Source organism: Micromonospora sp. NPDC050397 (assembly GCF_044901685.1).
Lineage (GTDB): Bacteria > Actinomycetota > Actinomycetes > Mycobacteriales > Micromonosporaceae > Micromonospora_G.
Map to the genome: position 1 here is coordinate 1023426 of NZ_JBJDPS010000001.1, position 25689 is coordinate 1049114.

Sequence of the window (25689 nt, forward strand, 5' to 3'; positions counted from 1 at the left end):
TCAGCCGGGCTTGCGGGCGACCACGACCTCCCAGGCCCCGGGCAGGACCTGGACCTCGTCGAAACCGATCTCACCGAGCAGGTCGGTGTAGAAGTCGACGTCGCGCAGTCGGCTGACGCAACTGTCGACGCCGATGAGGAAGTAGGACCAGAAGAACTGCATCGCGAGCCGGTCCGGGGTGCGGAACTCCTCACAGATCAGCAGCAGCCCGCCGGGTGGGAGGGCCTGGTACGCCTTCTCGACCAGTTGCCGGGAGACGGCTGTCGGCCAGTCGTGCAGCACCCGGACAAAGGCGAGTACGTCGTAGCCGGACGGCAGTGGTTCGGCCAGGAAGTCGCCGGCCACGAAGCCGAGCCGTTCGCCGTGGCCGCGCTCGGCCCGGGTCTTCTCCACCAGGGGCGCGACCGCCGGCAGGTTGTAGACGTCGGCGACCAGGTCCGGGGTGTCGTCGAGGACGTGTGCGGCAAGCGTGCCGGCGCCGCCACCGACGTCGAGGAGGCGGTGACGACCGGTGAAGAGCCGTTCGGCGTGCCGGTGGAAGGTCTCGATCACCGGTCCGAGACCGACGGACATGCTTCGTTCGAACGCCTCGGTCTGGTCGTCCGTCTTGGGAGGCCAGGCAAAATCGTTGTCGGTCATGCTCACGTCGCCCCGGAGGCTCTCCGCCAACCGCCCGTGCAGCCGCCGCCACGGGTACCGGTCGCGGTCGCGTTCGATCGCGTCCGGGCCGACGGCGGCGGTGGCCGCGGCGACGATCCCGGGTACGGCACGGTACGTCGCCTCGTCGATGGCATCGCTCGACTCGTGCCGCTCGACAAAACCGAGACTTTCCAGGCAGTCCAGGAACTTGTAGAGCCGCTGCGGTCGCAGGTCGAAGCGGGCCGCGAGTTCGCCGAGGGTGACGGGCCCGGCCTCCAGCGCGTCGAGCAGCCCGATGGAGAGGGCGGTCTCGACCACCTCGACCGCCTTGGCCCCGTTGAACAGCAGGCTCAGCAGAGCCCGAGGTGAGAAGGGTGTGGTGCTCATCGTCGGTCCTCCCGGTACACCTCGGTGAGCGTGTCCATGAACTCGTCGATCTCGTCCAGGGTGTTGTAGATGTGCGGGCCGATCCGTAGGTATCCGCGCCAACTACAGATCATGTTCCGTTCGGCCAGCCGGCGCTTGACCGCCTCACCGTCCGGGACGTCCAGGCACACCACGCCGCCACGCCGGTGGGAGTCGGTCGGGCTGACCACCGGGATGCCGGCCTCCCCGGCCCGGGTGATCACCCTCTCGGTGCACGCCAGCGAGTGGGCCCGGATGGTGTCGATACCGACCCCGGTCAGCAGGTCCAGGCCCACCTGGGAGACGAGCGAGGTGAGCGGGAACGGGGTGCCGCCGCCGAGCCGTCGCATGTCCGGCGCCCAGCCGGTCGACGGCTGGAACGTCATCGCCCGGTTGCCGGCCTGCCAGCCGGTAGCCGCCGGTTCGAGGCTGGGCAGCAGGTCGGGGCGGGCGTAGAGGAAGGCCGTACCGACGCCGCACATCCACTTGTGCGAACCGCCGAGGACAAAGTCGACGCCGAGGGCCGTGACGTCGAGGGGCATCACCCCGACGGTCTGGAAGGCGTCGACGATCACCAGCGCACCGACGTCGTGCGCGTGCTTCACCAGGCGTTCCAGGTCCAGGGTGGCGCCGGAGGAGTAGCTGGCGTGTGGGACGCAGACGAGCAGGGTCCGCTCGTCGATCCGCCGCAGCAGTTCCTCCTCGTCGAACCGCGGACCGCCCGAACTGACCGTGTCGAGTTCGGCACCGTACCGGCGGAACGCGTTCCAGATGAACGGGATCGTCGGAAACTCGAGGTCGGTGGTCACCACCCGGTTCCGGGGCGACTGGTAGTCGAAGCACGAGGCGATGCGTACCAGCAGGGTGCTCAGGTTGGCATCCGTGATGACGCTGCCCGGCGGTGCGCCGATGAAGGCGGCGAGGCCGTCGGTGTATTTCCGGAGACCGTCGTGCCAACCGTCCCAGGCGTCGTCGCGCCAGGTCCGCAGTGTTTCCCAGTAGCGGGTCAGGACGTGTTCGGCGGCCTGCGGTACGGCACCCGTCGAGTTGCTGTTGAGATACACGCAGGTCTTGAGCAACGGAAACTGTTCGCGGACCGCCGGGTGAGGGGCAGGCTGGGGTTGTGGGAATTCGTTCACCTGGGGTCGCCTCGCCTCACTCGTCGTGGTGAAGACCGGAATGGTACGAGCGGACGCCAGATAAGGCGTGCCCTCGGTATAGCCGGTGCCGGGACGGGTGCCGAGCATCCGTACGGCAATCCGGTAATGGGTGTTGCGCCACTGGCTCACCGCGTTCGCGAATTCGCTCATCCGCGTGTCGAGCAGGTGGCGGTCGGATTCGCCCAGTCGACCATCACGCGATATCGCGTGGTACGCCTGCTCGATCGTGGACTGTCCGGCCAGCACCCGCTCGCGTACCTCGGGAACGGACCGGTAGGCGGCGGAGGAGACACGCGACTCGTCCGGCGCGCGGCACAGCGACTCCATCAGTTTGTAGGACCGCGACTGGATGGCGCTGGCCCCCTCGGTGTAGACCCGGAACGTACGGAACGAATCCGGCTGCACGGTGGCGATCAGCGAGAAGAGTGGGCCCGCGCCGTTGAGCAGGTCCCGGCCGTACGCCAGCCGGTCGGCCGCCGGACGCGGACATCCGCCCTCCAACTCCTCCACCGCCGCGCGCAACTCGACGGCGAGCATCGCGAAGGTGGATTCGTAGGCCTGGAGCATCCGGATGAAGAGGTACTCGTCGTGCACCAGGTAGACCGGCAGCATGGAGACCAGCAGGTCACGCCGGTCTGTCGGGCTCTGCTCGGCGACCGACCAGCGGTGCAGCGCCGCCGCCGCGGCCGGCGGATCGGGATGGTCCACCACGGCGGACCGGCCCAGGCGGGCCAGTGCGGGCGCCGCCGCCCGGACCCCGAGCCGGTAACGCTTCGCCACCCTGGCCGGCTCGGGTCGTTGCTGCGGAAGCAGGTCGGTGGCACCGGACTCGGCCGCCGTCTCGAAGGCGAGGGCGTCGGCGATCAGGTGTACGTGGAGCCGGTCGTGGAGCTGCCGTAGCTCACTCCGCCGCTCGTCGGTCGACTTCCCCCGGGGCATCGGGAGCATGTCGAGCGCCAGGTAGCTCTGGTAGTCGTACCGCTCGTCCCACTTGTCGAGGGCGACGTCGAGAAAGCACCGCAGCGTTTCCGCCGTCGGCTCCGCTCCCGTCGCGGCCACCTTACGGATCTGGTCGAGGAGCGCGAGCAGCTCGTTGTCGACGAAGTGCTTGCCGGTCCGGTGGAACCGGTCCACGACCGCCGGGTAGGGGAAGGCTGCGGGATCGGGGTTCTCCGTCAGCCAGTCGGTGAGCTCACGCAACGGAACCCTCGCTGGTCGGGCCGCCCATGGCCAGCGCTGCCCGTACCTGCCACAGGTCGGGGTAGAAGCGGTAGTCGATCAGCTTGGCGAGCATGCCGGAAGGACTGCCCGGGGTGCCGATGACACCGTGGCTGCCGACCCGGATGGCGAGCCGGTAGTGCCGTACGCGCCAGATCGACACCCGGTCGTCCCACTCCACCAACGCCTCGGCGAGGCGGTAGACGGGGTCGGACGGTTCGCCGGAATAGAGCTTCACCAGGTCGGTCCCGTGCGCGGCGAGGAGCCGGTCGAACGCCAGACCGAGCTTGCGGCTCGCCGCCTGGGCCTGCCGCCAGCCCGGCGACTCGGCACCCGAGCCACTGCCGAGGGCGGGTTGGAGTGCCTGGAAGTCCTTGGGGCTGAGATGGTTGAAGATCTCCATCTGGTCGGTGACCAGTCGTACGGCGAGCGTCGCCCGGGCGAGCAGGAGTTCGGCCGCCGAGGGCTCGCCCGCGTCGACCCGGCAGACCGCCTCGGTCAGCTCGGACGTCGCCAGTTTGAGCCACAACTCGGTGGACTGGTGTGCCACCTGGAAGAGCAACTCGTCACGGTGCACCACCTCGTCGGGGCGCCGTTGCAGAGCGAGCAAGGCGTCGGTGCGCATGTATCGCGCATAGTCGTTATCACCCTCGCCGGGCAGCGAAGGTCGATCGGTTTTCTGCTTCACGAGCGCATCCCTTCACCCGGTCCGGGCGGGTCCGGCCCGGTCCGGATGAGATCATCGCCTGCCCCGTGATCGAATGACAATAGGCAATATCGAAAACTCTTTGTTTCGATGCCGCAATAGCCTGCGAATCCGCAAGAGTCAATAGATTTGGGACTTGTGGTTGAGGTGAGGAAGATCTCTCCGGTGTCCGCTCGTGGGGTCTTTCCGGCTCAATAGCAGAACTCGCCTCAACCACGCCATTCCTATTAAGCCTGCACGTGGGCGAGATTCCGTATCTTTTCGATACAATCGGTCCAATTACCCGGCAGCGGTCGGGACCTCGCGCCCGTTGGTGCTGGTTACGCGGGTGCGAGCACGCCGTCGGCGGCGAGACGTTCGCGACGGGCCGCCCCCCACGCGCTCAGTGGACGCAGTGCCTCGTTGAGCGACGTGCCCTGCTCGGTGAGGGAGTACTCCACCCTGGGTGGGACCTCGCGGTACACCTCGCGGTGGAGCAGGCCGTCCTGCTCCATCTCCCGGAGGTGCTGGATGAGCATCTTCTCGCTGACGCCCGGCAGTCCGCGTCTCAGTTCGCCGAAGCGCCGCGTGCCGTACTGGTCCAGCTCCCAGAGGATCAACGACTTCCACTTACCCGACACGACGTCCATGGCGGCGTCGATACCGCATATGTACGGGCCACGCCTGCTGCTCGACGTCATCGAACCCTCCATGGTTCTCCTGCTCGCGCCCAATCCTTACCCGGAGGTGGGTATTGAACGAATTAGTGGGTACTTGCCGTCACGAATGTACCCGCCGAGGATTGCGGTCGGCGCGCGCCATCGCATTGACGTAGCAGAGCGAATGACGTAACAGAGCGAAGGAAGATGTCGATGACCAGCAAGACCACGTTCCTCGGACTGGGGGCGATGGGCACCGCGCTCGCGACCGCGGCCCTCGACGCCGGGCGCCCCACCGTCGTGTGGAACCGCAACCCACACCGGGTGGAACTCCTCGCCGGGCGCGGCGCCACCGTTGCCGACACCGTCGAGAAGGCGGTCGCCGACAGTACGACGGTTGTCGTCTGCCTGCTCGACCACCGGTCGGTGCACGAGGTGCTCGATCCGGTCACCGCAGGCCTGTCCGGGCGAACCGTGATCAATCTGACCACGGGTACGCCCGAGCAGTCGCGCGAGCTTGCCGGGTGGGCCGCCGAGCACGGGGTCACGTACCTCGACGGGGCGATCATGGCGGTGCCGCAGATGATCGGCGGCCCTGGCTCGGCGATCTTCTACAGTGGCTCGACCAGCGCCTTCACCCACCACCGACAACTTCTCGACCTCTGGGGGGAGAGCACCTACTTCGGGCCGGACGCCGGGATGGCCTCGCTGCACGACATGGCGATGCTCGTCGGCATGTACACGATGATCGCCGGCTTTGTCCACGGCGCGGCGATGGTCGGCTCGGCGGGCGTGTCGGCCACCGAGTTCGTCGAGCGGCAGGCGCCGTTCCTCGCCGCCATGACCGAACAGTTGGCCGCGTTCGCCGCAACGGTCGACGCGGGCGACTACGCCGGGGAGGGCGGGCAGAGCCTGAAATTCACCGAGACGGCGCTCGCCGCCCTGATCCGGGCCAGCCTCGACCAGGGGGTCGGCGTCGAGGTGCTGAGGCCGGTGCACGACCTGGTCACCCGGCAGATCGCCGCCGGTTTCGGTGACCAGGACACCGCCCGCATCTTCGAGGAACTGAGGAGTGGCCGGTGAGCGGCACCGGCGGTGGTACCTCCGCCCGGCGCGTGATCGGCCTCGGCCGCACCGAGAGAGTGACTCGGCTCGCCCGCTGAACGCGCGCCTCCGACGCGGTTGGCGGCGTCGGTCACCGCCGCCGGCTCGGCGCGGTCATCGCCTTCAGTGAGAGCCCGGCCAGCGGCTGCACCCGGGTGGAGGCCGCGCGGCGCTGACGGGCGCGGGCCAACCCGGAGGGGCGTACGCGCCCCGGAACGCCACATCCGACCGCGTTCCCTCGGTGGGCGGCCGACCGCCCACCGAGGGACGGGTGTCAGCCCTGCGGGTCGAACGGAATCCCGGCGGGCTTGGAGACGCCGAGCAGGTACTCGAACGAGCCGTCCTTGATCTTGATGGTCGCGGAGCCGAAGTTGGCGTTCATCAACCTGTCCCGCAGTCCGGTGCTGGGCCACCCGTTCCAGTCCACGAGGGGCGGGTAACGCCAGTTGTGGTAGTGGTTCTCCGGCGGCTCGTCGTTGCCGTTGGCGAGCCGGAAGAAGTGCGTCGACGCGCCGTCCTTGTGGTAGACGGTCTTGGGGTGCGTCCCGTCGAACCGCACCTGCGAGCGCGGGTAGGTGCGCTGGCTGCTGTGCTGCGTGGTGGTGACGAACTCGACCTGGTTCGACGCCTGGTTGACCCAGGAGATGACGTGTTCCCAGTCGTGCCGGTGGCCACCGAGGCCGCTGCCGTGCACGGCCTGGTCCTTCTCGAAGTAGCTGGCGTAGACGATCGCGCACCAGCCGTTGTTGCACTTCGACCGGGCGTACGTCTGCGACCGGTCCAGGTCGATCTGGTCCCGGCAACTGCCGTTGATGGCCCCGGCGGTGTTCAGCCCGGGGTTGAGCGTGCCGTCCGGAGCGATCGCCGAGACGGCGTAGCAACCGTCGCCGTCGTAGTCGTAGGCGGGCGAGAACGATTGCTCGTACCCTCCGGCGTTCTGCGGCAGGTTCGGCAGCGAGTCGGCGAAGGCCGGCGTCGCCGGGATCATGACTCCGAGCGCGGCGATCGCGGCCACGACCCGGGACAGGGCGCGACGACGGCGCCGGACGGAGGTGCCGGGGGACCGCCCGGTGGCGGGCGCCGAGGAGGCCGTTGGCGGCGGTGAGACGTGTTCCATTCCTCGCCTTCCTGGGGGTTGACGCGCGTTGGCCGCTTCACGCCAACGCGTGATGATTTGTATTTCACGCGGCGACCCTGCGGTCAATGTCCAGATACGAGAAGAAAGCATGAACCACGGATGTGGATCCGGGGGCACCGGCTTTGATCTCCGTCGCTCCACCCGGCACGATGTGCCGGTGCACGTGACGGGACCGGGTGGGCTCCGGACGGTGGGAGCGGCCCTCGTGGCGGCAGCCGTCCTGGTCGCGGGCGCGGCACTCTGGGAGTACGGGCGCGGGACGGGCGTCTCCGCCCCCGACCTCACCTGCGTCGTGCTCGCCGCCGCTGGTCTGCACTTCGCCGGAACCCGGTGGCTGGTCGGGCGGAACCGGCGCGCGGATTTCCGCTGGCGGCGCACGCTGCCCGTACCGGGTGACGTACGACCGGGTCTGTCGGGCCGGTGGTCCAGGTCCGCGCTCGCCGTTGACGCCGGGGCCGCCGTCGGCGTCGTCGGGAGTGGTCTGGTGTTCTTCGGCGCCCGGGTGGGCGCGGACAGCCTGTGGTCCGGCTCGATCGGGTCGGTGCTCGCCGGAGGTTGGACGCTGGTGCTCGCCGTGAGCGCGTTCGGCCGCCTGCGCCGACCCTGGTACGTCGTCGTCACCTCGCTTGGTGTCGCGGCCCGTGGGCACGACGTGTCCTGGGAGCGGATCGGGTCGGTCTACCGGGACCGGGAGGGTGTCCACCTGCGTCTGGCCGAATCGGAGAGTCCGCGCTACGTCCGGGTCAGCGGTCCGCGCTGTGCCGTCCCCGACGAGCGCATCGCCGAGGTGATCGAGTTCTACCGCGCCGATCCGCACCGCCGCGCCGCCCTCGACAGCGGTCGAGGGCTCTTGATCAACTAATTGTTCATCGCCAGATCTCCTGCCGATCACTGGGCCATGCCCGTGAATTCTCGAAAACTCGGCAGAGTCTCGGCCCGGCCGTGCCTTCGGCAGGCCGCAACACCCACAGACCCGGGAGAGGCGTCCACGCCGTGCGCGGACGCCGGCCCCGCCACGGCCTGGCGAGCGTCCTCGCACTGGTGGCGTCCGTCGCGACCGTGATCCAGCTAAGGAGAGACCTTGCCATGACGCACCAGACGGGTGTGGTCAGGAGACGCAGGCGGTTGCTTCGGTCGCTGATGGCCGTCGCGCTCGTCGCCGGGTCCGGCGCGGCGCTCGGGCCGTCGATGGCGGGAGCGGAGGAGACGCCGCCGCCCGCCGCCCCCGGGACGCCGACGCTCAACCTGAGCAACGGGGAGACCCTCGAGGGCACGGTCGCGGTCGCCGCCCAACCAACCGCCGAGAACGACTCCGTGCTGAGCGTCGCGGTCGACGGCACCACGATCGACACCGATCGGACCGGCGGCATCGCGCACTTCGGGTTTGACATGGGTGGCAACGGCACCGAGGCCCGCTACCACAACTACATCACCGTCAACGGCCGTACCGCCGAGGCGGACCGGGTCTACTTCCCCGACATTCCGGGCGGGCGTGCCGGCACCCTCGACTTCCCGGGGGAGTGGCTGCACCCCGGGGTGAACACGGTCACCGTGCACGCCGGCTGGAACTGGGTCGACTCCACCAACACCAGCGCCGTCGGCTACGAGGCGTTGCCGTACGGTGAGGGTGGGCGCTGCCCCAACTATGACGACTTCCCGCTGAGCAGCCTCAGCCTGAGCCTGCTGGGCGTGGTCGCCGACGGCGAGCAGAACCTCTTCAGCTACACCCTCGGCGACGGCACCTGCGGCACCTCCAGCCGCCCGTTGACGCAGGACCTGGAGTTCGTCATCTCCGGCGAGCCGGGCAGCACCTCGGGGCTGCGCGCCGACCTCGACACCACCAAGCTGAGCAACGGTACGCACACCGTCAGCGCGACCTCGAGGTCGGGTGCGAAGGGCAGCGTCACCGTCGAGGTGAACAACGTGTCGCGCGGCGCCGCCAAGGTGACGCCCGCCGACGGCGCCCTCGTACGTGGCACCCGGCCGGTGATCGCCGCGCTGCCCAACGGCAGCAAGGACCGGGTCGAGTCCCTGGCCATCGACGACAAACCCGCCGAGAACGCCGAGACGCTCGCGCCGGGAACCGCGACGCTCGGCCTGCGGATCGAGGCCGGCAACTCGGTCGAGGCGCGGTACCACAACTTCGTGCTCGTCAACGGCAACCGGGTGGACCTCGGCGGCGACTACGGTGTCACCGGTGCGGAGGATGCCCGCCTGGCGTTCCCGACCCGGTTCCTGCACCCGGGCGACAACGTGGTCGAGGTCAGGACCGGCGACTACAACGGCACCGCGAACGGCGCGACCTGCCCGAACCACGACGACTTCAAGCTCACCCACGCCGCGACGAGTCTGACGTTGAGCACGGCCGGAAGCGTCAGCGCCGGCACCACGTACATCGTCACCACCAGTGGCACGACGGTGACGAAGGCCGCCACGACGGACGCGGTGCTCGCGCTCGGCGACGGCACCTGCGCCGCCAACAAGGACGCCGAGTTCCACTTCACCATCGACGGCGCGCCGACCACGCGTACGGTCGACACCCTCGGCAGTGGTGAGGACGCGCACCTGAAGGTCTTTGTCGGCGGCAACGGCACCGACAACGGCTACGACAACCAGGTGCTCGTCAACGGCATCGCGCTGCCCCTCGGCGTATGGGAGAAGGAGGTCGCCGACCTCACCTTCCCGAACGAGTGGCTGGTACCCGGGACCAACGTCCTGGAGTTCGTCGCCGGCAACGACCGTGGTAGCGCCAAGCCGGGTGGCTGCGACAACTACGACGACTTCACGCTGAGCAGGATCGAGCTTGTCTCCGCCGGTGCGAAGGCGACCCAGCTCACCAAGCAGATCGCCGGCACCAACGTCACGATCGGTTCGGCGACCTACCCGGCGGGTTCGCCGGTGACCGTGTTCATCGGCGACGGCACCTGCGGCAACAGCTACAACGCCGGGTTGAGCAAGGCGATCCTGTTCGACCTGTCGGCGGCGGACGGCTCCGCCCTCCCGGCGCTGGGCAAGCGGGCCGACGTCGACACCACCTCGATCGCCGACGGCCCGCACACGATCAAGGCCGTGGTCGGCGACAAAACCTCGACCCGCCGATTCACCGTCGACAACACCGCGCCGGTCATCGAGAACAGCGTCCCGGCCCAGGGGCAGCGACTCACCTCGACCATCGCGCTGAACATCCAGGTCAAGGACGCCACCGGGATCGCCGGTACGCCCACGATGACGCTCGACGGCAACGTCGTGCACCAGGGCGACCAGATCGGCCACGGCCTGCCGGCGGGCAGCCACACGATCGCGGTCACGGCGGCCGACCCGCTCGGCAACACCGCCACCCGCGAGGTGCGGTTCACCAGCGCCAGCATCCCGGACGTGCCGACCGAGCTCGGCGCGACCGTCCGGGACCCCAACTCACCGGCCGCCGTACTGTCGGCGAAGATCCCGGGCGAGGCGGGGACCCCGCTGACCGCCACGTTCACCAAGGCCGACGTCGTCCTTCCGTCCGCCGGCTACCAGGGCGAGGCGGCGGCCGTACCGACCACGTTGGACGTCAAGCACGACAGTGCGGTCGACGTCAACTCGCTGCGCCCGCTCGACGGCCGTACGGTCGACACCACCTCCGGCCGCGACGTGGTGTTCCAGCGCTACGACGTGCCGCTCGGTGCCAAGGGCGAGACGCCGACGCTGCGCTGGGAGGGCACCATCGACCCGAAGCGGGTCGTGGCGCTGCGGGTGTGGGACCCGGCCGCGAAGAAGTGGGTCGTGTTGACCAGCTCGCGCGGCGAGACGGAACGCAACACCGTCCTCACCACGCCGCTGACCCCGGAGTACCGGGACGGCGACAAGGTCCACGTGCTGGTCACCGGCGAGGACCCGTTCGCCGACGACCTCTCCCCGCGCGACTCGTCCGCCCAGGACGACAAGGACCGGTTCGAGGACCCGGACTCGTACGACTTCTCGATCGCGCACTTCACCGACACCCAGTACCTCACCGAGGGTGCGGCCGGCGGGACGTACGACGACTGGGACGGGAGGGCCGAGCCCTCGGACGTGACGACGGCCGAGGAGCAGGCGGTCTGGGCGGCGGCGTACCGCGACGAGATGCAGTGGATCGCCGACAACGCGGCCGGCCGCAAGATCGGGTTTGCCGCGCACACCGGCGACATCATCGAGAACGACTACTACGACCCGCTGGCCACCAACCCGGACGGGTCGCTGCAACGGCCCGGTCTCAACGCCGAGGTCGACAAGGAACTCGCGCTCGCGTCGAGCTACCAGAAGATCCTCGACGACAGGGGCGTGGTGAACCAGGTCATCGCGGGCAACCACGACAACCAGCTCGGCGCCGAGACCGGCCCGACCTCGCGGTTCAGCAGGACCTTCGGCGCCGACCGCTACTACCAGGTGGCGAAGTCGTGGCCGGCCGGCAGCGAGTACCACGCGTGGGACGAGGTGACCAACCCGGACGGCACCGTCACGCCCGGCAAGGACAACCAGAACAACTACACCCTCTTCTCCGCCGGTGGGCTGGACTTCGTCGCGGTGGGCCTCTCGTACGGGGTGACGCCGCAGGAGGTCAAGTGGGCCGACTCGATCTTCAAGCGGTACAAGGACCGCAACGGGATCGTGCTCTCCCACGACTACCTGAAGCCGTCGACCAACCCGGACGGCCGGGGAGCGGACTTCTCCGCGCCGGACGGCTCGCCGATCTACAAGCAGGTCGTCGAGAACAACCCGAACGTCTTCCTGGTCCTCGCCGGGCACGAGCACGGCGTCGGCACCAACCTGAAGACGAACGTCGGCGTGACCGTCGCGCACGACGTGGTCGAGCTGCTGGCGGACTACCAGTTCTACACGGTTCCCGCCGGTGAGCTCTGGCCGGAACTGGTCGACTCGGTCGGCAACATCGACATCAACGGCGACGGCACCCCGGACCACAAGGCCACCGATCGGCTGCAACTCGGGGCGAGCTTCCTGCGTCTGTTGCAGTTCGACGTCGACCGCGCCGAGATGCACATCGACACGTACTCGCCGTTCCTCGACAACTTCGGGGCGACCGAGTACGACATCCGTCAGGACGGCAGCCAGACCAAGCCGAGGTACAACGGCTCGGAGGACAACCTGACCCTGCCGGTCGACCTCAGTACGCGCAAGACGTCGTTCACCACCGACTCGCTCGCGGTGTACGTGCCGTCGGGCGTGATCGGTTCGGACGAGGTGGCCGCGAACGGCACCGCCACGGTGACCTGGTCCGGCCTCCTGCCGGGCTCGTCCTACGCGTGGATCGTCTCGGCGCGCAGCGCCGACGGCGGTAGCGCGGTGGCCCAGCCGGCCGTGTTCCGTACCGTCAAGGGTGCGCCGACGGTGACCGCGACCTCCGCCGCGACGGACTGGGGTACGGCCGCGAAGGTGACCGTCAAGGTGACCGCCGGCTCCACCCCGGTCGCGGGCACGGTGGAACTGCGCGAGGGCAACACGGTGCGGGGTTCGGCCACGCTCTCCGGTGGCAGCGCGACGTTCACCCTGCCGGTGGGGCTCGCCGGGGGTGACCACAGGCTCACCGCGTCGTACGCCGGCAGCGAGTACCTCGACGCCGCCCAGGGCACCGTCACGGTGACGGTGAACCTGCCGTCGGCGTGGAACTCGTCGAAGGTCTACAACGAGGGCGAGAAGGTCACGTACCAGGGCCGGGTCTACCTGGCCTCGTGGTACAGCCGGAACCAGAAGCCGGGTGACCCCAACGGCGCGTGGCAGGAACTGGCCATGACCGAGGACGGCGGGACGATCTGGACGGCGTCCCGTACCTTCGTCGCCGGTGACGTCGTGACCCACGACGGCAAGAAGTTCCGGGCCCGGTGGTACACCCGCAACCAGACGCCGGGTGATCCGAACGGGCCGTGGGAGGAGATCGCCCCGCCGCCGTCGGACGGCACCCCGGCGGCCTGGACGCCCACGACCGTGTACAACGCCGGCGACCGGGTGTCGTACAAGGGCCACGTGTACGAGGCCAAGTGGTACACCCGCAACCAGGCGCCGGGTGACGTCAACGGCCCGTGGAAGCTGATCAGTTAACGGTTCGACGGGACGCCGGCCCGGTACCGTTCGGTGCCGGGCCGGCGCGCGTACCGGCGACCGCGCCGCCCGCCGTGAGGGTCGTCCCGGCCAGCACCGAACGGGCCGCCTCCACCCCTTCCCAGAGATGTCCGCTCCACCCGTGGCGCCGCGCCGCCTCGACGTTGTCGAGCCGGTCGTCGAAGAAGGCGATCCGCGCGGGCGGCAGGTCGAGCAGTTCCGTGGCCCGCGCGTACGCGGCCGGATCCGGTTTTGCCAGCCCTTCCCGGGCGGAGAAGATCAACCTCTCGAAGAGCTTCGACCAGGTGGACCGGTCCGCCTCGTCGGCCAGCGCGTGCGGTGCGTTGGAGAGCAGCACCAGGCGCCCGCCCTGGCGGTGCAGGTCCTCGACCAGGCGTAGGGCGTCCGGCGCGAGTACCGTCCACTCGATCGCGTCCACGCTGGTCAACGTCTGCACGGCGCCGGACGGGAGCCGGACGCCGGCCTCGTGGGCGACGGCCGTCCAGTACTCGGCCTCGGGCCAGCCGAGGTCGTACGCGGTGCGGTGGGCCCAGTACGCGTCGGCGAACGCGGCGTCGTCGACATCGGGTCCGAGCACGCTCGCCACCTTGCCGGTCGGGTCACTCGGCCGGGCCAGCACACCGCCCAGGTCGAAGACGACGGCGTCAACCGCCACCGCATTACGCAATGTGTTCATCGCGTCACTCTATCGGCGTCGCGGCGACGGTCGCGTCATTGCCCGGCGGTCCGGCGTGGGCAGTCACGACGACCGATGCGCGGGTACGATGTGCCGATCTTCCGCCCCGAAACGGTCCTCGCGTCCGACGGACCCTCGCCTAGGAGCCCGGCCATGGTCGACCCGGATCCCGAACCCGCCTCGGATCCCGAACCCGCCTCGGACCCCGAACCCGCCTCGGACCTCCAGGCCGAGGTGCCGCACGCGGCCCGCATCTGGAACCACTGGATGGGCGGCACCGACAACTTCCCCGCCGACCGGGCCGCCGGGGACGCCGTGGCGCAGGTGTACCCGGAGGTCGTGCTCATGGCGCGGCAGTCCCGCGGGTTCCTCGTCCGCGCCGTACGCTTCCTGGCCGCCGAGGTGGGAATCCGGCAGTTCCTCGACATCGGCAGCGGCCTGCCGACGATGCGCAACACCCACGAGGTCGCCCAGGAGATCGCACCCGAATCCCGGGTCGTCTACGTCGACCACGACCCGATGGTGCTGGCCCACGCCCAGACCCTGCTGGCGAACTCCAGCGCCGAGGGGTCGACCACCTACCTGCACGCCGACTACCACGACCCGGAGAAGATCCTCGCCGGTGCGGCGGCGACGCTGGACCTGCGGGAACCGGTCGCGGTGATGTTCATGGGCGTCCTGGGCTACGAACCCGACCTGGCGGTGCTCCGCGCCATCATCGGCCGGACGGTGGCGGGCACCGTCGCCGGCAGTCACCTGGTGTTCTGGGACGGCACCAACACCAGCCCGGAGGTGGTCGCGGGCGCCGAACGGCTGGTGCGCAACGGCGGTGTGCCGTACGTCCTGCGTGCCCCGGACGAACTGGCCGGATGTTTCGACAATCTGGTGATGGTGGAACCCGGCCTGGTGCCGATCACCCGGTGGCGACCGGACGAAGCCGACGCCGAGGGGATCGACGCCTACGGCGGGGTGGCCCGCAAGCCCTGACCGACCGGCGCGGCGACGGCAGGTGGCCGGGCGACCAGCAGGATCAGCAGGCCACCGACGCACAGGCCGGCGCCGATGCCGTACGCCAGCCGGAACCCGAAGTGCTGGGCCAGCCCGAACAGTGGACCGGCCAGCACCGCGCCGACCGGGAAGGTGTTGGTGAACAGCGTCGTCGCCCGCCCCGGCTGCCCCGGCAGCATGTCCTGGAGGTAGGAGATACCCAGGCCGGAGATCGCCGCGATGAACAGCGCGTTGAGAACCTGGGCGACGGCCAGCGTCGGCACGTCCCACGCCGCCACCGCCACCAGGTGGTAGACGATGCCGCATCCGGCACCGACCAGCACCAGCCGGCGTACGGCGAACCGGGTCGTCAGCAGACCGAGGCTGAGCATGAGCGGGATCTCCAGCGCGGCGCAGAGGCCGAGGACGAGTCCGACATCGTCCACGTCGCCGCCGAGGTCGGCCGGGACGAACAGCGGCAGCGCCTGCAGACTGAGCGTCAGCGGAGCCTGGAGCAGCGTGAACGCGACCGCCGTCAGCAGCAGCACCCGTCGGGTCGCCTCGCCCGTGGCGGGGCCACCGTGGGCCGGCTCACCGTCGGCGGCCGGCGGGGCGGGCGCCGCGATCTCGTCGAGCCAGCAGACCGCCACCAGCGCGGCGACGCCGAACATCACCGCGGCGATGCCGTACAGGTAGGCGAAGCCGCCGACCCGCATCAGGAGCGCGGCCAGCGGAGGCCCGGCCACCCAGGCCAGCGAGAAGACCGTACGCAGGGCGTTTGTCCCCATCGCGGCCCGGCCTGAGGAGCCGCCCGTGGTCAGCAGTTGACGGGCGTAGGCGAACGTCTGCGGGAAGAGCGCCCCGGCCAGCGCCGTCGCGGTCACCGCGAGCGCGAGCAGTACCCAGTAGTCGCGTACGAGCGCGGTCAGGCCCATCCCGATCACGCCCGCCACGGAGGTGCCGACCAGCAGTGCCCGGCGGATCGGTCGGCGGTCGGAGAGCCGCCCCAGCACGGTCGCCGCGACCACGCCCGCGAGCGGCGTGACGATCAGGAAGAGGGTTGTCCGGACCGGACCGGCGTGTACGGCCGTGCTCAGGAACAGCGACAGGAACGGCACCGACATGGCCATCGAGATGCCGACGCTGAAACTGATCAGCCCCAGGGAGAGCAACGCGGGCGGGCGCCGCCGCCCACGCGCCGCGACACCGGGATCACGGACGGGGCCGTACGCGTTCCGGCGCCGCGCCGTTCTGGGCATCATGTGTCGGTTATACGCGCCCGCACCACCCGGTACGGCGCCGCGCCCCGCCAGGCCGCGCCGGGCACTCACCAATTCGTGCCGCCAACCCGCCGGGACCCGGTCGCGCCCCGTGCCCGGCCGCAGACTTTCGACGGGCAACAAGGACGGCGCCGGTCTGGCCGATCGCCGGAGTTGGGGCCCGGTTCTTTGCTGGAACATCGGTTTCGGCGGTCGCCGGCAATCCCCGGCGGTTCCGTCGGCGAGAAAGGTGACCCCGTGAACTCCTCCAATCTGCTGCCGGTGATCGTGCTGGCGGTGCTGGCGTTACTGGTTGTCGTGCTGCTGGTCGCCACGGTGCGCGGCTACAACCGGCTCGTGCGGCTGCGGGCCCAGGTCCAGGCGTCGTGGGCACAGGTCGACGTCCAGCTCAAGCGGCGGCACTCACTCGTCCCCAACATGGTGGAGACCGTACGCGGCTACGCCGGCCACGAGCGGGCCACGTTGGAGGCGGTCACCTTCGCCCGTACCGCCGCCGCCGGTTCGCGGGGTGGGACGCCGGAGCGGGTCACCGCCGAGGGTGCCCTGACCCAGGCGCTGGGCCGACTGTTCGCGGTGGCCGAGGCGTACCCGCAGCTACGGGCCAGCGAGAACTTCGTGGAACTGCAACGGGAACTCGCCGGCACCGAGGACAAGATCGCGTACGCCCGGCAGTTCTACAACACTGCGGTCCAGTCGATGAACACGGCGGTGCAGACCCTGCCGGTCAACATCATCGCCGGACTCGGCGGCTTCCGTATCCAGCCGTACTTCGAGGCGGCCGGTGACGAGCGCGGCGACGTCTCCGTACGGTTCTGAGAACAGGGGCGGGGGAGCACACGATGAACGCCGTCGACCTGGCTTTCCAGGTGGGAGTGCCGCTGGCGAGCGTCACCGGCTGGGCCGTCGTCTACTGGATCGCCCGATGGGTCACCCGGCCGGTGGACGTGACCGAGGCCGAGGCGTCGATGGAACTGCCCGGCCCGGAGTCACCGGCCGTGGTCAGCCTCCTGGCCAACCGGTGGGCCGTCACGGCCGACGCCGCCGAGTCGACCCTGCTCGACCTGGCCGCGCGTGGGCACCTCGAACTACGCCAGCCCGGCGCCGATCCGCGTGAGACCACCGTTCACCCGACCGGTCGGTCCGCCGACGGTCTCAACGGTTACGAGCGACACGTGCTCGACCGGGTGACCGAGCGGGCCGTTTACGGCGTGGTGCCGCTGACCGCGCTGGCCTTCGCCGACGAGAAGCGCGCCGCGACCTGGTCGGGATGGCTGGGGCGGGAGGTGGTCGCCGACGCCCGCCGGCTCGGTCTGTCCCGCCGCCGGTTCCCGAAGCCCCTGGTCACCGCGCTCGGCGCGCTGGGCGCACTGGCCGCCGTGGGGGTCGCGGCCGGTTTCTGGTACGACCTGTTGCGGACGGAGTGGGTGGGACTCGGCGTCATCTGGTTCTTCACCACGGCGGCGTTCTCCAGCGTCGCCGGCCGCGACATGGGGGAACGCGACACCGCGTACGGCCGGGCCGTCGCCGCCCGCTGGCTCGGAGTACGACGCTGGCTGACCGGGCACGAGGCGTTCGGCGACCTGCCGCCGGCGGCCGTCGCGGTCTGGGACCGCTACCTGTCGTACGGCGCGGCGCTCGGTGCCACCCGGGCGGCCTCCGAGGTCGTCCACCTTGGACTGGCTGACCGCCGACGTCTCTGGTCGTCGTACGGCGGCGCCTGGCGCAGGGTCAGCGTCAGCTACCCGCACACCCGCCCCCGGTATGGCCAGTCGCTCGGCTGGATCTTCTTCCGGGCGGTCGGCGCCACCTACCTCGGTTGGACCCTCGCGGGCGTCGTCGGTCCGGCACTGGTCAGCGGCGGCAGCGTGCTCCCCACCGAGCTCGACGGCGAGGTGGTCGGCTACCTGTTCGACCAGTGGCACGAACCGTGGCGCGACCTGACCCACCTCGGTCCGATCCCGCTCGGCCTCATCCTGGTCGGAATGGTCCTGCTCGGCTACGCCGCGTACACGTTCGTCCGGGTCTTTGTCGACCTGTTCACCGCGCAGACGGTGACCGGCGAGGTGATCTGGCACCAGGTGCGCACGAGCATGTCCTCGGAGGACAGCTCCGACCGGATTCCGGTCGATTACTACCTGGTCGTGGACGACGGCCGGACCGACCGGACCCGGGCCTGGATCGCGCCCGCCGCGATCGGGAAATTGTGTGAGCTGGGCGACGTGGTCAGTGTGCGGGTCCGGCAGTGGACCCGTCGGGTCAACAAGGTCACCGTCCTGCGGCCGGCCCGGCCGGCACCGCCCCGGCCCGGTGGCGCGGCGTCGGTGAGCCCGGCGGCGGGCGGCGGATCGGCCCAGGCACTGCTGACCCTCGAAGAGCTCGGCCGTGCCGTGGGTCGGCAGGTGCGTCCGGCCCGGGAACCGGGTTACTCGGACAACCGGTTCACGACCGTGGACTTCAACGACCTTCAGGGTGAGCTCGCCGTCTCGGTCGGACTCGTACGCGGCCGGGCCGCCCGGGTGATCATGGTCCTGTCCAAGGGGATCGGCCAGCCGCTGCCGGGGATCGGCGACGAGGCGTACGTCGGATCCGACCGGGTGATCGGCCGGCGCGGTGAGGTGGTGGTGCTGCTGCGACCCGGCCGGCACATCCCACCCCACCAACTGGTGGGGCTGCTTCCCCTCGCCCTGGCCCGGTCCGCCGACGGTCAACCCACCAGGACCGGCTGAATGTCGGCGGCCGGTCCGTCAGACGGTGATGACCACCTTCGCTCGGGCGTGCTCCACCTCGAGGTGGCGGATGGCCTGGGCGGTCTCGGCTAGCGGATAGGTCCGCTCGACGGCCGGGATGACCTGTCCGGACTCGGCGAGTTCCCGGAGCGCGACCAGCTTCTCCCGGTCCGGGGTCGCCGAGGGTACGAGGAGACGGTGCTGGACGAAACGGGACAGCAGTTGCCCGCGGATGAGCAGGCACATCGGCCCGAACAGGCTGCCGCCGCGGGACACTCCGCCGCCGGAGAGCACGAGCGTTCCGGTGGGGGTCAGTGCCCGTCGGCAGTCGGTCAGCGACCGGTTGCCGACGAGGTCGAGGACGACGTCGTACCGGTGCGCGCCCGTGGCGAAGTCGTCGCGGGTGTAGTCGACCACGTGATCGGCGCCGAGCGTTCTGACCAGCTCGACGTTCCTGGTGCTACAGACGCCCGTCACCCGCGCGCCGAGCGCCTTCGCGATCTGTACGGCGAACGTGCCCACGCCGCCCGAGGCACCGTTGACCAGGACGTGCTGTCCCGGCCGCACCCCCGCCGCGTCGCGCAGGCAGACCAGGGCGGTGTTGCCGGCCAACGGAATGGCGGCGGCCTGCGCGAACGTCAGGTTGGTCGGCTTCCGTTCCACCAGGTCGTCCCGTACGCACGCGTACTCGGCGAACGCGCCGTCGGCCTGGCCGAGGTCGCCGTACACCTCGTCACCGGGACGGAACCTGGTCACCGCCCGGCCCACCGCTTCCACCCGGCCGGCGAAGTCCCGGCCCCGGATCCTCGCCCTGGGCCCGGTGAACCCGAACACGCCAGGTGTCATGAGCCGAGCCAGGTACGGGTCACCACGCATGATGTGCCAGTCGTAGGCGTTCACCGCGGCCGCGTGTACCCGGACCAGCACCTCGTTGTCGGCGGCGACCGGCCGGTCGACCTCCCGGAGCCGCAGGGCGTCGGGCGAACCGTACCGCTCCTGGACGATTGCCTTCATCAGATCCCCCTCGTACGCGCTTCGCCGTGGGACGGGTCGGTATCCGTACCGCCCGCCATGCCCTTGAAGGATGGCGGCGACGGAGGTGCTCCCACCTCGGCCGGCGGGAGGCACCGACCCTGCTCCCGTGGTGGTAGCGGCGGGCGCGGGATACCCCGGGCGGAGTAGCCCGGTCGCCTCGTTCGGATGGCGACGACCGGGCCACCGCTCGCCTACAGTGCCTGCATGACCCCGTCCGGTCCCCGTCCGCCGTCGCGGTCCGCGCCCGGCCTGGCCCTGCTCACCGCGCTGGTACAGGCCGCCGGCACGGCGACGCTGCTGCGCGGGCCGGCGGCCGACGTGGGCATCGTCGGATACGCGCTGCTTGTCCTCGGTGGACTGGCACTGGCCGACCGGCACCGGTTTCCCCGGCGCAACTTTGTCATCGTGGCCGTGGCGACCATGGTGTACCTCCTCCTGGGCCATCCGCCGCAACTGGCGTTCGTCGCACCGACGATCGCTGCGTCGGCCGCCATCGCCGCCGGTCACCGCTGGCTGGTCTGGGCGGTCGTCGCCGGTGGGTACGTCGGTTGGCTCGGGGTCGGCGCGACCTCGACCGAACGGGCGCTGACCGGAGCGGCGGTCGTCGCCGGCCTCGGGCTGCTCACCGAGCTGCTCACCCCCGTGGTCCGGCTGGTCCAGCAGGCGGCGCGGGAGCAGTGGCGACTCGACGAGGAACGGCGACGACGGCAGGCCAGCGAGGAGCGGCTGCGGATCGCCGCCGAGCTGCACGACGTCCTCGGTCATCACCTCTCACTGATCAACATCCGGGCCGGTGTCGCCCTGCACCTCATGGCCCGAGAGCCCGACCAGGCCCGGGTCGCACTCGACACCATCCAGCGGACCAGCGCGGAGGCGCTGCGTGAGGTCCAGTCGGTGCTCAACACGCTCTATCCGACCGGCGGGGCGGCGCCGCGCGCCCCGGCGCCGGGACTCGACCGGCTCGACGAGCTGACCGTCGACGCCGGTCTGCCGGTCCACACGGTGGTCAGCGGCGAAGCCCGAGCGCTGCCGGCCGAGGTGGACCGGGCCGCGTACCGGGTCGTCCAGGAGGCACTGACCAACGTACGGCGGCACGCCGCTCCGGGTGCCGTCGCCACCATCACCATCGCGTACCGGCCGGAGGCACTGGTGGTCCAGATCGACAACGACGGCGGGACCGGGGAATCGACCGACTCCCCGGTCGGCAACGGCATCACCGGCATGCGTGAGCGGGCGGCGGCGCTCGGCGGTGTGCTGACCGCCGGACCCCAACCAGGCGGTTGGCGGGTGCACGCCCACCTGCCCCTCAACCCGGAACCCACGCCGTGATCCGGGTGGTCATCGCCGACGACCAGGCGCTCGTCCGGGCCGGCTTCCGTGCACTGCTCGACGCCGAGCCGGACATCGAGGTGGTCGGCGAGGCGGGTGACGGCGCGCACGCGGTCCGGCTGGCCCGACAGGTCCGGCCCGATCTGGTGCTGATGGACATCCGGATGCCCGGTGTCGACGGCCTGACCGCGACCCGGCAGATCGTCGGCGACCCGGTGCTCGCCGGCGTCCGGATCGTCGTCCTCACCACCTTCGAACTGGACGAGTACGTCGGTGAGGCGCTGCGAGCGGGCGCCGCCGGGTTCCTGGTGAAGAGCACCGTGCCGGCCGAGCTCATCCGTGGCGTCCGGGTGGTGGCGGCCGGCGACGGTCTGCTCTCGCCGAGCGTCACCCGTCGGGTGATCGAACAGTTCGCGGCCCGGACCGCCAGCCCAGCCCCGTCCCGGAAGCTGGCCGAGCTGACCGACCGGGAACGTGAGGTGCTGGCACTGGTCGGCACCGGCCTGTCCAACGACGAGATCGCCGCCAGGTTGGTGGTGAGCCCGGCCACCGCCAAGACGCACGTGTCCCGGGCGATGGTCAAGCTCGGCGCGCGCGACCGCGCGCAGCTCGTTGTCTTCGCCTACGAGGCCGGACTGGTCCGCCCCAACTGGTTGAGCTGACCGCGGTGGTGGTGCCGCTTAGGCCCAGGAGACCGTGCTCAACACCCACCCCCAGTACGTCACCACGGTCGACGGGCAGAACATCCACTTCCTGCACGTACGTTCACCCGAACCCGGCGCCACCCCACTGGTGCTGCTGCACGGCTGGCCCGGCGGTTTCGTGGACTTCCTCGACGTGATCGGGCCGCTGGCCGATCCACGCGCCCACGGCGGGGACCCGGTCGACGCCTTCCACCTGGTCGTACCGTCGCTGCCCGGGTTCGGGTTCTCCACCCCACTGGCCGGTCCGGGCACGGGCTCGACCAAAATGGCCGAGCTGCTCGTACGCCTGATGGCCCGACTCGGCTACCAACGCTACGGCGTCCAGGGCTACGACACCGGCTCGTGGGTCGGCCCCGAGATGGGCCGGCAGGCCCCGGGGCAGGTCATCGGCGTCCACCTCAACGCGCTGCTCACCTTCCCGGCCGGAGCCGACGGCGAACTCGACGGACTCTCCGAGGTCGAGCAGCGACGCTGGCAGGCGATGCAAAACTTCAACGACGGGTATCTGCAGTGCAACTCGAAGCGACCGCAGACGGTGACGTACGGGCTGCACGACTCGCCGGTTGGTCAGCTCGCCTGGATCGTGGAGAAGTTCAAGGAGCTCACCGATCCGGAGGACGGACTGCCCGAGGAGAGCGTCGACCGCGACCGGATGTTGACCGACGTGTCGTTGTACTGGTTCACCGGCACGGCCGGATCGGCGGCGCAGGTCTACTACGAGGAGTTGGCCGCCAACGACTGGGGTGACGCCGCCGCCGAGGAGAGCACCTGGGGCGCGAGCGACGACAACCAGGCGACGGCCCAGCCCGGCAGGGTGCCAACCGGCGTACTGGTCTCCACAAAGGACGTAACCATCCGCCGCTGGGCCGAGCGGGATCACCGCGTGGTGCGCTGGACCGAACTCGACCGGGGCGGCCACTTCCTCGCCATGGAGGCACCGGATCTGCTGGTAGCCGACGTACGCGACTTCTTCCGACCGCTGCGCTGAGGCCGCAGGCCGATAACCCGTTGGCGCCGGACCGACGGTGATCGCTAAGCTGCCACGCGGTGGGACCTGTAGCGCAGGGGTAGTCGCGCCGCCCTCTCAAGGCGGAGGATGCCGGTTCGAGTCCGGTCGGGTCCCACCACCACCGCCGGGCGGGCGGTAGCGCAGAGGTCGACGCGCCGCACTGCAAATGCGGAGGACGCCGGTTCGAATCCGGCCCGTCCACACCCGGCCGGTCGGAGACGGGGAGTTCATGGACGGCGACGAGGTCGAGGCCGCGCTGCGGGTGCTCGGCGAGATCCGGGCGCTCCCGGTCGACGACCCGGTTCGCCAGCGGGTGCAGCGCGCGGTGGACGGGCTGATCAAGGACGCCCAACGGCAGCGGCGGGCCAACCGTCGCCGGGCGACGGTCGCCGCCGACCGCGAGGTGGTCGCCGGTGCCGCGACCGGCGCGGTGGACCGGCCCGACGCCGTGCCGGTCGTGACCCCACCCGAGGCACCGTCCATCATGGGCGGTATCGGGCACACCCGTAGGGAACGCCGCTGCTACGCCTGCCGTGACCGGTTCCGTACGGTGGATGCCTTCTACCATGCACTCTGCTCGGCCTGCGCGGAGCTGCACCGGCGGCATCGGGACGCCGGCACCGACCTGAGGGGTCGGCGGGCGGTGGTGACCGGCGGCCGGGTGAAGATCGGCTACCAGGTGGCGTTGAAGCTGCTGCGCGACGGCGCCGACGTCACGGTGGTCACCCGGTTCCCGGCGGACGCTGCCCGTCGCTACGCGCGGGAGCCCGATGCCGCGACCTGGCTGGCGTCGCTGCGGGTGATCGGTGCGGACCTGCGGGACCCGCGTCAGGTGCTGGACCTGGCGGAGCGGCTGGCCGAGAACGGCCGCCGGCTGGACATCCTGGTCAACAACGCCGCCCAGACGGTACGCCGTCCGGCGTGGGCGTACCAGCCGCTGGTGACGGGGGAACTGGTGGCCGCTCCTACGCCGGTGCCGGTCGAGTCGGTCACTGGCTACCGGCCCGGTGCCACATCTCCCGGCTGGAGCGAGGCGCTGGCCGACATTGCCGACGTACCCGGCGGGCGGGAGTTGGCGTCCGTCACCGACGCCACCGGCGCGCTGGTCGTTCCCGGTGTGCTGAACTCGTGGAACACCAGGATCGGTGAGGTCGACCCGGTGGAGCTGCTGGAGGTGCAGTTGGTCAATGTGGTGGCCCCGTTCCTCCTGGTCGACCGGCTCCGCCCGGCGCTGACCGCTCCCGGCCCCGGCCGCCGTTACGTGGTCAACGTGACCGGCCGGGAGGGCTGGTTCGGCGAGGACGGCGAGGGTCCGGCCCGCCACCCGCACACCTCGGTCAGCAAGGCGGCCCTGAACATGTTGACCCGGGTCGGCGCGACCGACCTGGCGCGACACCGGGTGTACATGTGCGGTGTCGACACCGGCTGGATCACCGACGAGAACCCGGCGGTGGTCAAGGAACGTCGGGCGGCCCGCGGTTGGCGGCCACCACTCGACGTGGTCGACGCGGCGGCCCGGATCTACCACCCGATCGTTCGCGGTGAGGGTGGCGCGCCGCTGCACGGCGTACTGCTGAAAAACTACGCCGTCGTGCCCTGGTAGCCGATCTGTCCGGGCGGGGCCGGGCTACCCCGGCTAGACGTCCGTGAGTGCCTTCACGGTCGCGGGTGGCAGGTCCCGGTCCGCGTACAGCAGCCGGATCGCGTCCGGGTCGGGGTTGCCCGCGTCCGGGCCACGCCACACCAGCCGAAGTCCCGCCCGCTCGGTGGCCCGTTGCGACCGGCTGTTCCCCTCCAGCAGGTACGCGGTGAGCGGCAGCTCCGTACGCGCCTCGCGGGCGGCGGCGACCGCCGCACGGATGATCTCCTGGGCGTACCCCTGGCCCCAGAAGGCGGGGGAGAGGCGGAAGCCGAGGTTCCACGCCACGCCTTGACGGACAAAGCAACCGCCGATGCCGACCAACCGACCCCGTGTTGCCGGCTCGGTGCCACGCGCCACCCACATGCCCAGGCCGTCGCGTGACCAGGTCGACCGCCACCGGTCGATCATGGCTTTGGTCTGGTCGCGGTCGACGTGACGGCTCACCGGGTCGTCCCGCCACACCTGCGGATCCGCGTACAACCGGTACAGCTCGGCCAGGTCGTCGCGCTCCGGGACGGTCAGGGTCAACCGGGCGGTGCGGTGGTTGTCGAAAACTCCGGCTGCGTCGGCCTGCATCCTGTCCTCACGCTGGCTCGTCGGCGATCGGGGGGCCGACCCTACCCGGCCCGGCCCGGCGGTGGGGTTGACTTTCGGAGCGGTCGACCGTCCCCGAGCACGACGCGACGCAAGGGATGCGCGGGCGCCGGGCGGCGAACGGTTGCGATACGGACGGGAAAACCCGGGTGAACGTGTGGATCGATGGGATTCGTGGTCTTCCTGGCGACGGTGACCCGGCGATAGCCTCTGGTCACCATGGATGTGCTGTTGTGGGTCGCTCAGGTGTTCCTCGCGTGGATCTGCCTGATGGCCGGCGTGAGTCGGCTCCGGCTCGCCGCACTCCGCGACACCGTCGAGGTGCGGCAGGCCATGGCGGGCAGGTCCATTGTGGTCTGGCTGCTTCTCGCCGCTCTCGACCTCGCCGTCGCCGTCGCGTTGGTGCTCCCGTGGGCGTTCCAGGTCGTGCCGGTTCTCACGCCGGTCGCGGCGGTGGTGGACGCCGTCGGCACCGCGGTCGTCTGGGTTCGGAGATCCGGAGGTACGGGCCGCATGCTCGTCCCCAGCCTGCTGATGATCGGGCTCGACCTGCTCGTGGCCGTCGGCCGCTGGTCCCAGCTCTGATCGCTGCCCGGGTACGTC

The 25689-nt window shown here is 70.5% G+C and carries 20 protein-coding genes and 2 tRNA genes; 13 read left to right on the forward strand and 9 right to left on the reverse strand.

Annotation, left to right across the window (positions count from 1 at the left end):
• From ACI2K4_RS04010 to ACI2K4_RS04025, 4 genes are all read right to left on the reverse strand, one after another.
• Positions 1-1026, reverse strand: a complete 1026-nt coding sequence (locus ACI2K4_RS04010) for a methyltransferase (protein WP_404508524.1) — start codon at positions 1024-1026, stop codon at positions 1-3.
• Positions 1023-3404 carry an aminotransferase class V-fold PLP-dependent enzyme gene (locus tag ACI2K4_RS04015; protein WP_404508525.1) on the reverse strand — a complete coding sequence of 794 codons (2382 nt, stop codon included), beginning with the start codon at positions 3402-3404 and terminating at the stop codon, positions 1023-1025. The genes ACI2K4_RS04010 and ACI2K4_RS04015 overlap by 4 nt, the downstream gene beginning before the upstream one ends.
• A complete protein-coding gene (locus ACI2K4_RS04020; RefSeq protein ID WP_404508526.1) occupies positions 3397-4110 on the reverse strand; it encodes a tryptophan 2,3-dioxygenase family protein in 714 nt (237 codons plus the stop codon). Before ACI2K4_RS04020 ends, ACI2K4_RS04015 begins: the two co-directional genes overlap by 8 nt.
• A gap of 338 nt (positions 4111-4448) precedes the next feature.
• Positions 4449-4757, reverse strand: coding sequence for a winged helix-turn-helix transcriptional regulator (locus ACI2K4_RS04025; protein WP_404508527.1), 309 nt, complete (start codon positions 4755-4757; stop codon positions 4449-4451).
• A 222-nt stretch (positions 4758-4979) separates the two neighbouring features.
• Between ACI2K4_RS04025 and ACI2K4_RS04030 the strand changes: the two genes are divergently transcribed.
• The gene (locus ACI2K4_RS04030) at positions 4980-5849 is read left to right on the forward strand and encodes an NAD(P)-dependent oxidoreductase (protein ID WP_404508528.1); all 870 of its coding nucleotides are present in this window, start codon (positions 4980-4982) and stop codon (positions 5847-5849) included.
• A 295-nt stretch (positions 5850-6144) separates the two neighbouring features.
• Here the strand turns inward: ACI2K4_RS04030 and ACI2K4_RS04035 are convergent, their stop codons facing one another.
• The gene (locus ACI2K4_RS04035) at positions 6145-6987 is read right to left on the reverse strand and encodes an NPP1 family protein (protein ID WP_404508529.1); all 843 of its coding nucleotides are present in this window, start codon (positions 6985-6987) and stop codon (positions 6145-6147) included.
• A 226-nt stretch (positions 6988-7213) separates the two neighbouring features.
• Between ACI2K4_RS04035 and ACI2K4_RS04040 the strand changes: the two genes are divergently transcribed.
• Positions 7214-7870, forward strand: coding sequence for a hypothetical protein (locus ACI2K4_RS04040; RefSeq protein ID WP_404508531.1), 657 nt, complete (start codon positions 7214-7216; stop codon positions 7868-7870).
• A gap of 224 nt (positions 7871-8094) precedes the next feature.
• Positions 8095-13083, forward strand: a complete 4989-nt coding sequence (locus ACI2K4_RS04045; RefSeq protein ID WP_404508532.1) for a carbohydrate-binding protein — start codon at positions 8095-8097, stop codon at positions 13081-13083.
• On the opposite strand, the gene ACI2K4_RS04050 is transcribed toward ACI2K4_RS04045, so the two are convergent.
• Positions 13076-13780, reverse strand: coding sequence for an HAD family hydrolase (locus ACI2K4_RS04050; RefSeq protein ID WP_404508534.1), 705 nt, complete (start codon positions 13778-13780; stop codon positions 13076-13078). The genes ACI2K4_RS04045 and ACI2K4_RS04050 overlap by 8 nt on opposite strands.
• A 153-nt stretch (positions 13781-13933) precedes the next feature.
• On the opposite strand from ACI2K4_RS04050, the gene ACI2K4_RS04055 reads away from it, so the two are divergent.
• Complete coding sequence (locus ACI2K4_RS04055; RefSeq protein WP_404508535.1) at positions 13934-14767, forward strand: SAM-dependent methyltransferase; 834 nt, start codon at positions 13934-13936, stop codon at positions 14765-14767.
• Here ACI2K4_RS04055 and ACI2K4_RS04060 read toward each other — a convergent pair.
• Positions 14740-16029, reverse strand: a complete 1290-nt coding sequence (locus ACI2K4_RS04060; protein WP_404508536.1) for a sugar efflux transporter — start codon at positions 16027-16029, stop codon at positions 14740-14742. The two genes, ACI2K4_RS04055 and ACI2K4_RS04060, sit on opposite strands and share 28 nt — an antisense overlap.
• Before the next feature lie 255 nt (positions 16030-16284).
• Here ACI2K4_RS04060 and ACI2K4_RS04065 point away from each other — a divergent pair, with 255 nt between their 5' ends.
• A complete protein-coding gene (locus ACI2K4_RS04065) occupies positions 16285-16863 on the forward strand; it encodes a LemA family protein (protein ID WP_404508537.1) in 579 nt (192 codons plus the stop codon).
• A 23-nt stretch (positions 16864-16886) separates the two neighbouring features.
• Complete coding sequence (locus ACI2K4_RS04070) at positions 16887-18773, forward strand: DUF2207 family protein (RefSeq protein WP_404508538.1); 1887 nt, start codon at positions 16887-16889, stop codon at positions 18771-18773.
• Positions 18774-18791: 18 nt separating this feature from the next.
• Here the strand turns inward: ACI2K4_RS04070 and ACI2K4_RS04075 are convergent, their stop codons facing one another.
• Complete coding sequence (locus ACI2K4_RS04075; RefSeq protein ID WP_404508540.1) at positions 18792-19787, reverse strand: NAD(P)-dependent alcohol dehydrogenase; 996 nt, start codon at positions 19785-19787, stop codon at positions 18792-18794.
• A gap of 225 nt (positions 19788-20012) precedes the next feature.
• Between ACI2K4_RS04075 and ACI2K4_RS04080 the strand changes: the two genes are divergently transcribed.
• The 6 genes from ACI2K4_RS04080 (at position 20013) to ACI2K4_RS04105 (ending at position 24453) form a co-directional block, all read left to right on the forward strand.
• On the forward strand, positions 20013-21137 hold the full coding sequence (locus ACI2K4_RS04080) for a sensor histidine kinase (RefSeq protein ID WP_404508542.1): 1125 nt from the start codon (positions 20013-20015) through the stop codon (positions 21135-21137).
• Positions 21134-21799 (forward strand): response regulator, encoded by a 666-nt coding sequence (locus ACI2K4_RS04085; RefSeq protein WP_404508544.1) that lies wholly within the window; start codon positions 21134-21136, stop codon positions 21797-21799. Before ACI2K4_RS04080 ends, ACI2K4_RS04085 begins: the two co-directional genes overlap by 4 nt.
• A 34-nt stretch (positions 21800-21833) precedes the next feature.
• Positions 21834-22829 carry an alpha/beta fold hydrolase gene (locus ACI2K4_RS04090; RefSeq protein ID WP_404508546.1) on the forward strand — a complete coding sequence of 332 codons (996 nt, stop codon included), beginning with the start codon at positions 21834-21836 and terminating at the stop codon, positions 22827-22829.
• 62 nt (positions 22830-22891) lie between these two features.
• Positions 22892-22964 (forward strand) — tRNA-Glu (locus tag ACI2K4_RS04095).
• Positions 22965-22979: 15 nt separating this feature from the next.
• A tRNA-Cys gene (locus ACI2K4_RS04100) sits at positions 22980-23052 on the forward strand.
• A gap of 27 nt (positions 23053-23079) precedes the next feature.
• The gene (locus ACI2K4_RS04105; protein WP_404508548.1) at positions 23080-24453 is read left to right on the forward strand and encodes an SDR family NAD(P)-dependent oxidoreductase; all 1374 of its coding nucleotides are present in this window, start codon (positions 23080-23082) and stop codon (positions 24451-24453) included.
• A gap of 33 nt (positions 24454-24486) precedes the next feature.
• Here the strand turns inward: ACI2K4_RS04105 and ACI2K4_RS04110 are convergent, their stop codons facing one another.
• Positions 24487-25068: a GNAT family N-acetyltransferase gene (locus tag ACI2K4_RS04110; protein ID WP_404508550.1), complete on the reverse strand. Its 582-nt coding sequence runs from the start codon at positions 25066-25068 to the stop codon at positions 24487-24489.
• Between the two features lie 237 nt (positions 25069-25305).
• Between ACI2K4_RS04110 and ACI2K4_RS04115 the strand changes: the two genes are divergently transcribed.
• The gene (locus ACI2K4_RS04115; protein ID WP_404508552.1) at positions 25306-25671 is read left to right on the forward strand and encodes a hypothetical protein; all 366 of its coding nucleotides are present in this window, start codon (positions 25306-25308) and stop codon (positions 25669-25671) included.
• Positions 25672-25689: the final 18 nt, after the last annotated feature.

What these genes read in the sequence shown, in the direction of transcription:
- ACI2K4_RS04060 (WP_404508536.1), bottom strand. Translation starts at nt 16,029, where the DNA reads ATGATGCCCAGAACGGCGCGGCGCCGGAACGCGTACGGCCCCGTCCGT.
- ACI2K4_RS04055 (WP_404508535.1), top strand. Translation starts at nt 13,934, where the DNA reads ATGGTCGACCCGGATCCCGAACCCGCCTCGGATCCCGAACCCGCCTCG.
- ACI2K4_RS04010 (WP_404508524.1), bottom strand. Translation starts at nt 1,026, where the DNA reads ATGAGCACCACACCCTTCTCACCTCGGGCTCTGCTGAGCCTGCTGTTC.
- ACI2K4_RS04025 (WP_404508527.1), bottom strand. Translation starts at nt 4,757, where the DNA reads ATGGACGTCGTGTCGGGTAAGTGGAAGTCGTTGATCCTCTGGGAGCTG.
- ACI2K4_RS04080 (WP_404508542.1), top strand. Translation starts at nt 20,013, where the DNA reads ATGACCCCGTCCGGTCCCCGTCCGCCGTCGCGGTCCGCGCCCGGCCTG.
- ACI2K4_RS04075 (WP_404508540.1), bottom strand. Translation starts at nt 19,787, where the DNA reads ATGAAGGCAATCGTCCAGGAGCGGTACGGTTCGCCCGACGCCCTGCGG.
- ACI2K4_RS04070 (WP_404508538.1), top strand. Translation starts at nt 16,887, where the DNA reads ATGAACGCCGTCGACCTGGCTTTCCAGGTGGGAGTGCCGCTGGCGAGC.
- ACI2K4_RS04110 (WP_404508550.1), bottom strand. Translation starts at nt 25,068, where the DNA reads ATGCAGGCCGACGCAGCCGGAGTTTTCGACAACCACCGCACCGCCCGG.
- ACI2K4_RS04035 (WP_404508529.1), bottom strand. Translation starts at nt 6,987, where the DNA reads ATGGAACACGTCTCACCGCCGCCAACGGCCTCCTCGGCGCCCGCCACC.
- ACI2K4_RS04050 (WP_404508534.1), bottom strand. Translation starts at nt 13,780, where the DNA reads ATGAACACATTGCGTAATGCGGTGGCGGTTGACGCCGTCGTCTTCGAC.
- ACI2K4_RS04115 (WP_404508552.1), top strand. Translation starts at nt 25,306, where the DNA reads ATGGATGTGCTGTTGTGGGTCGCTCAGGTGTTCCTCGCGTGGATCTGC.
- ACI2K4_RS04030 (WP_404508528.1), top strand. Translation starts at nt 4,980, where the DNA reads ATGACCAGCAAGACCACGTTCCTCGGACTGGGGGCGATGGGCACCGCG.
- ACI2K4_RS04105 (WP_404508548.1), top strand. Translation starts at nt 23,080, where the DNA reads ATGGACGGCGACGAGGTCGAGGCCGCGCTGCGGGTGCTCGGCGAGATC.
- ACI2K4_RS04045 (WP_404508532.1), top strand. Translation starts at nt 8,095, where the DNA reads ATGACGCACCAGACGGGTGTGGTCAGGAGACGCAGGCGGTTGCTTCGG.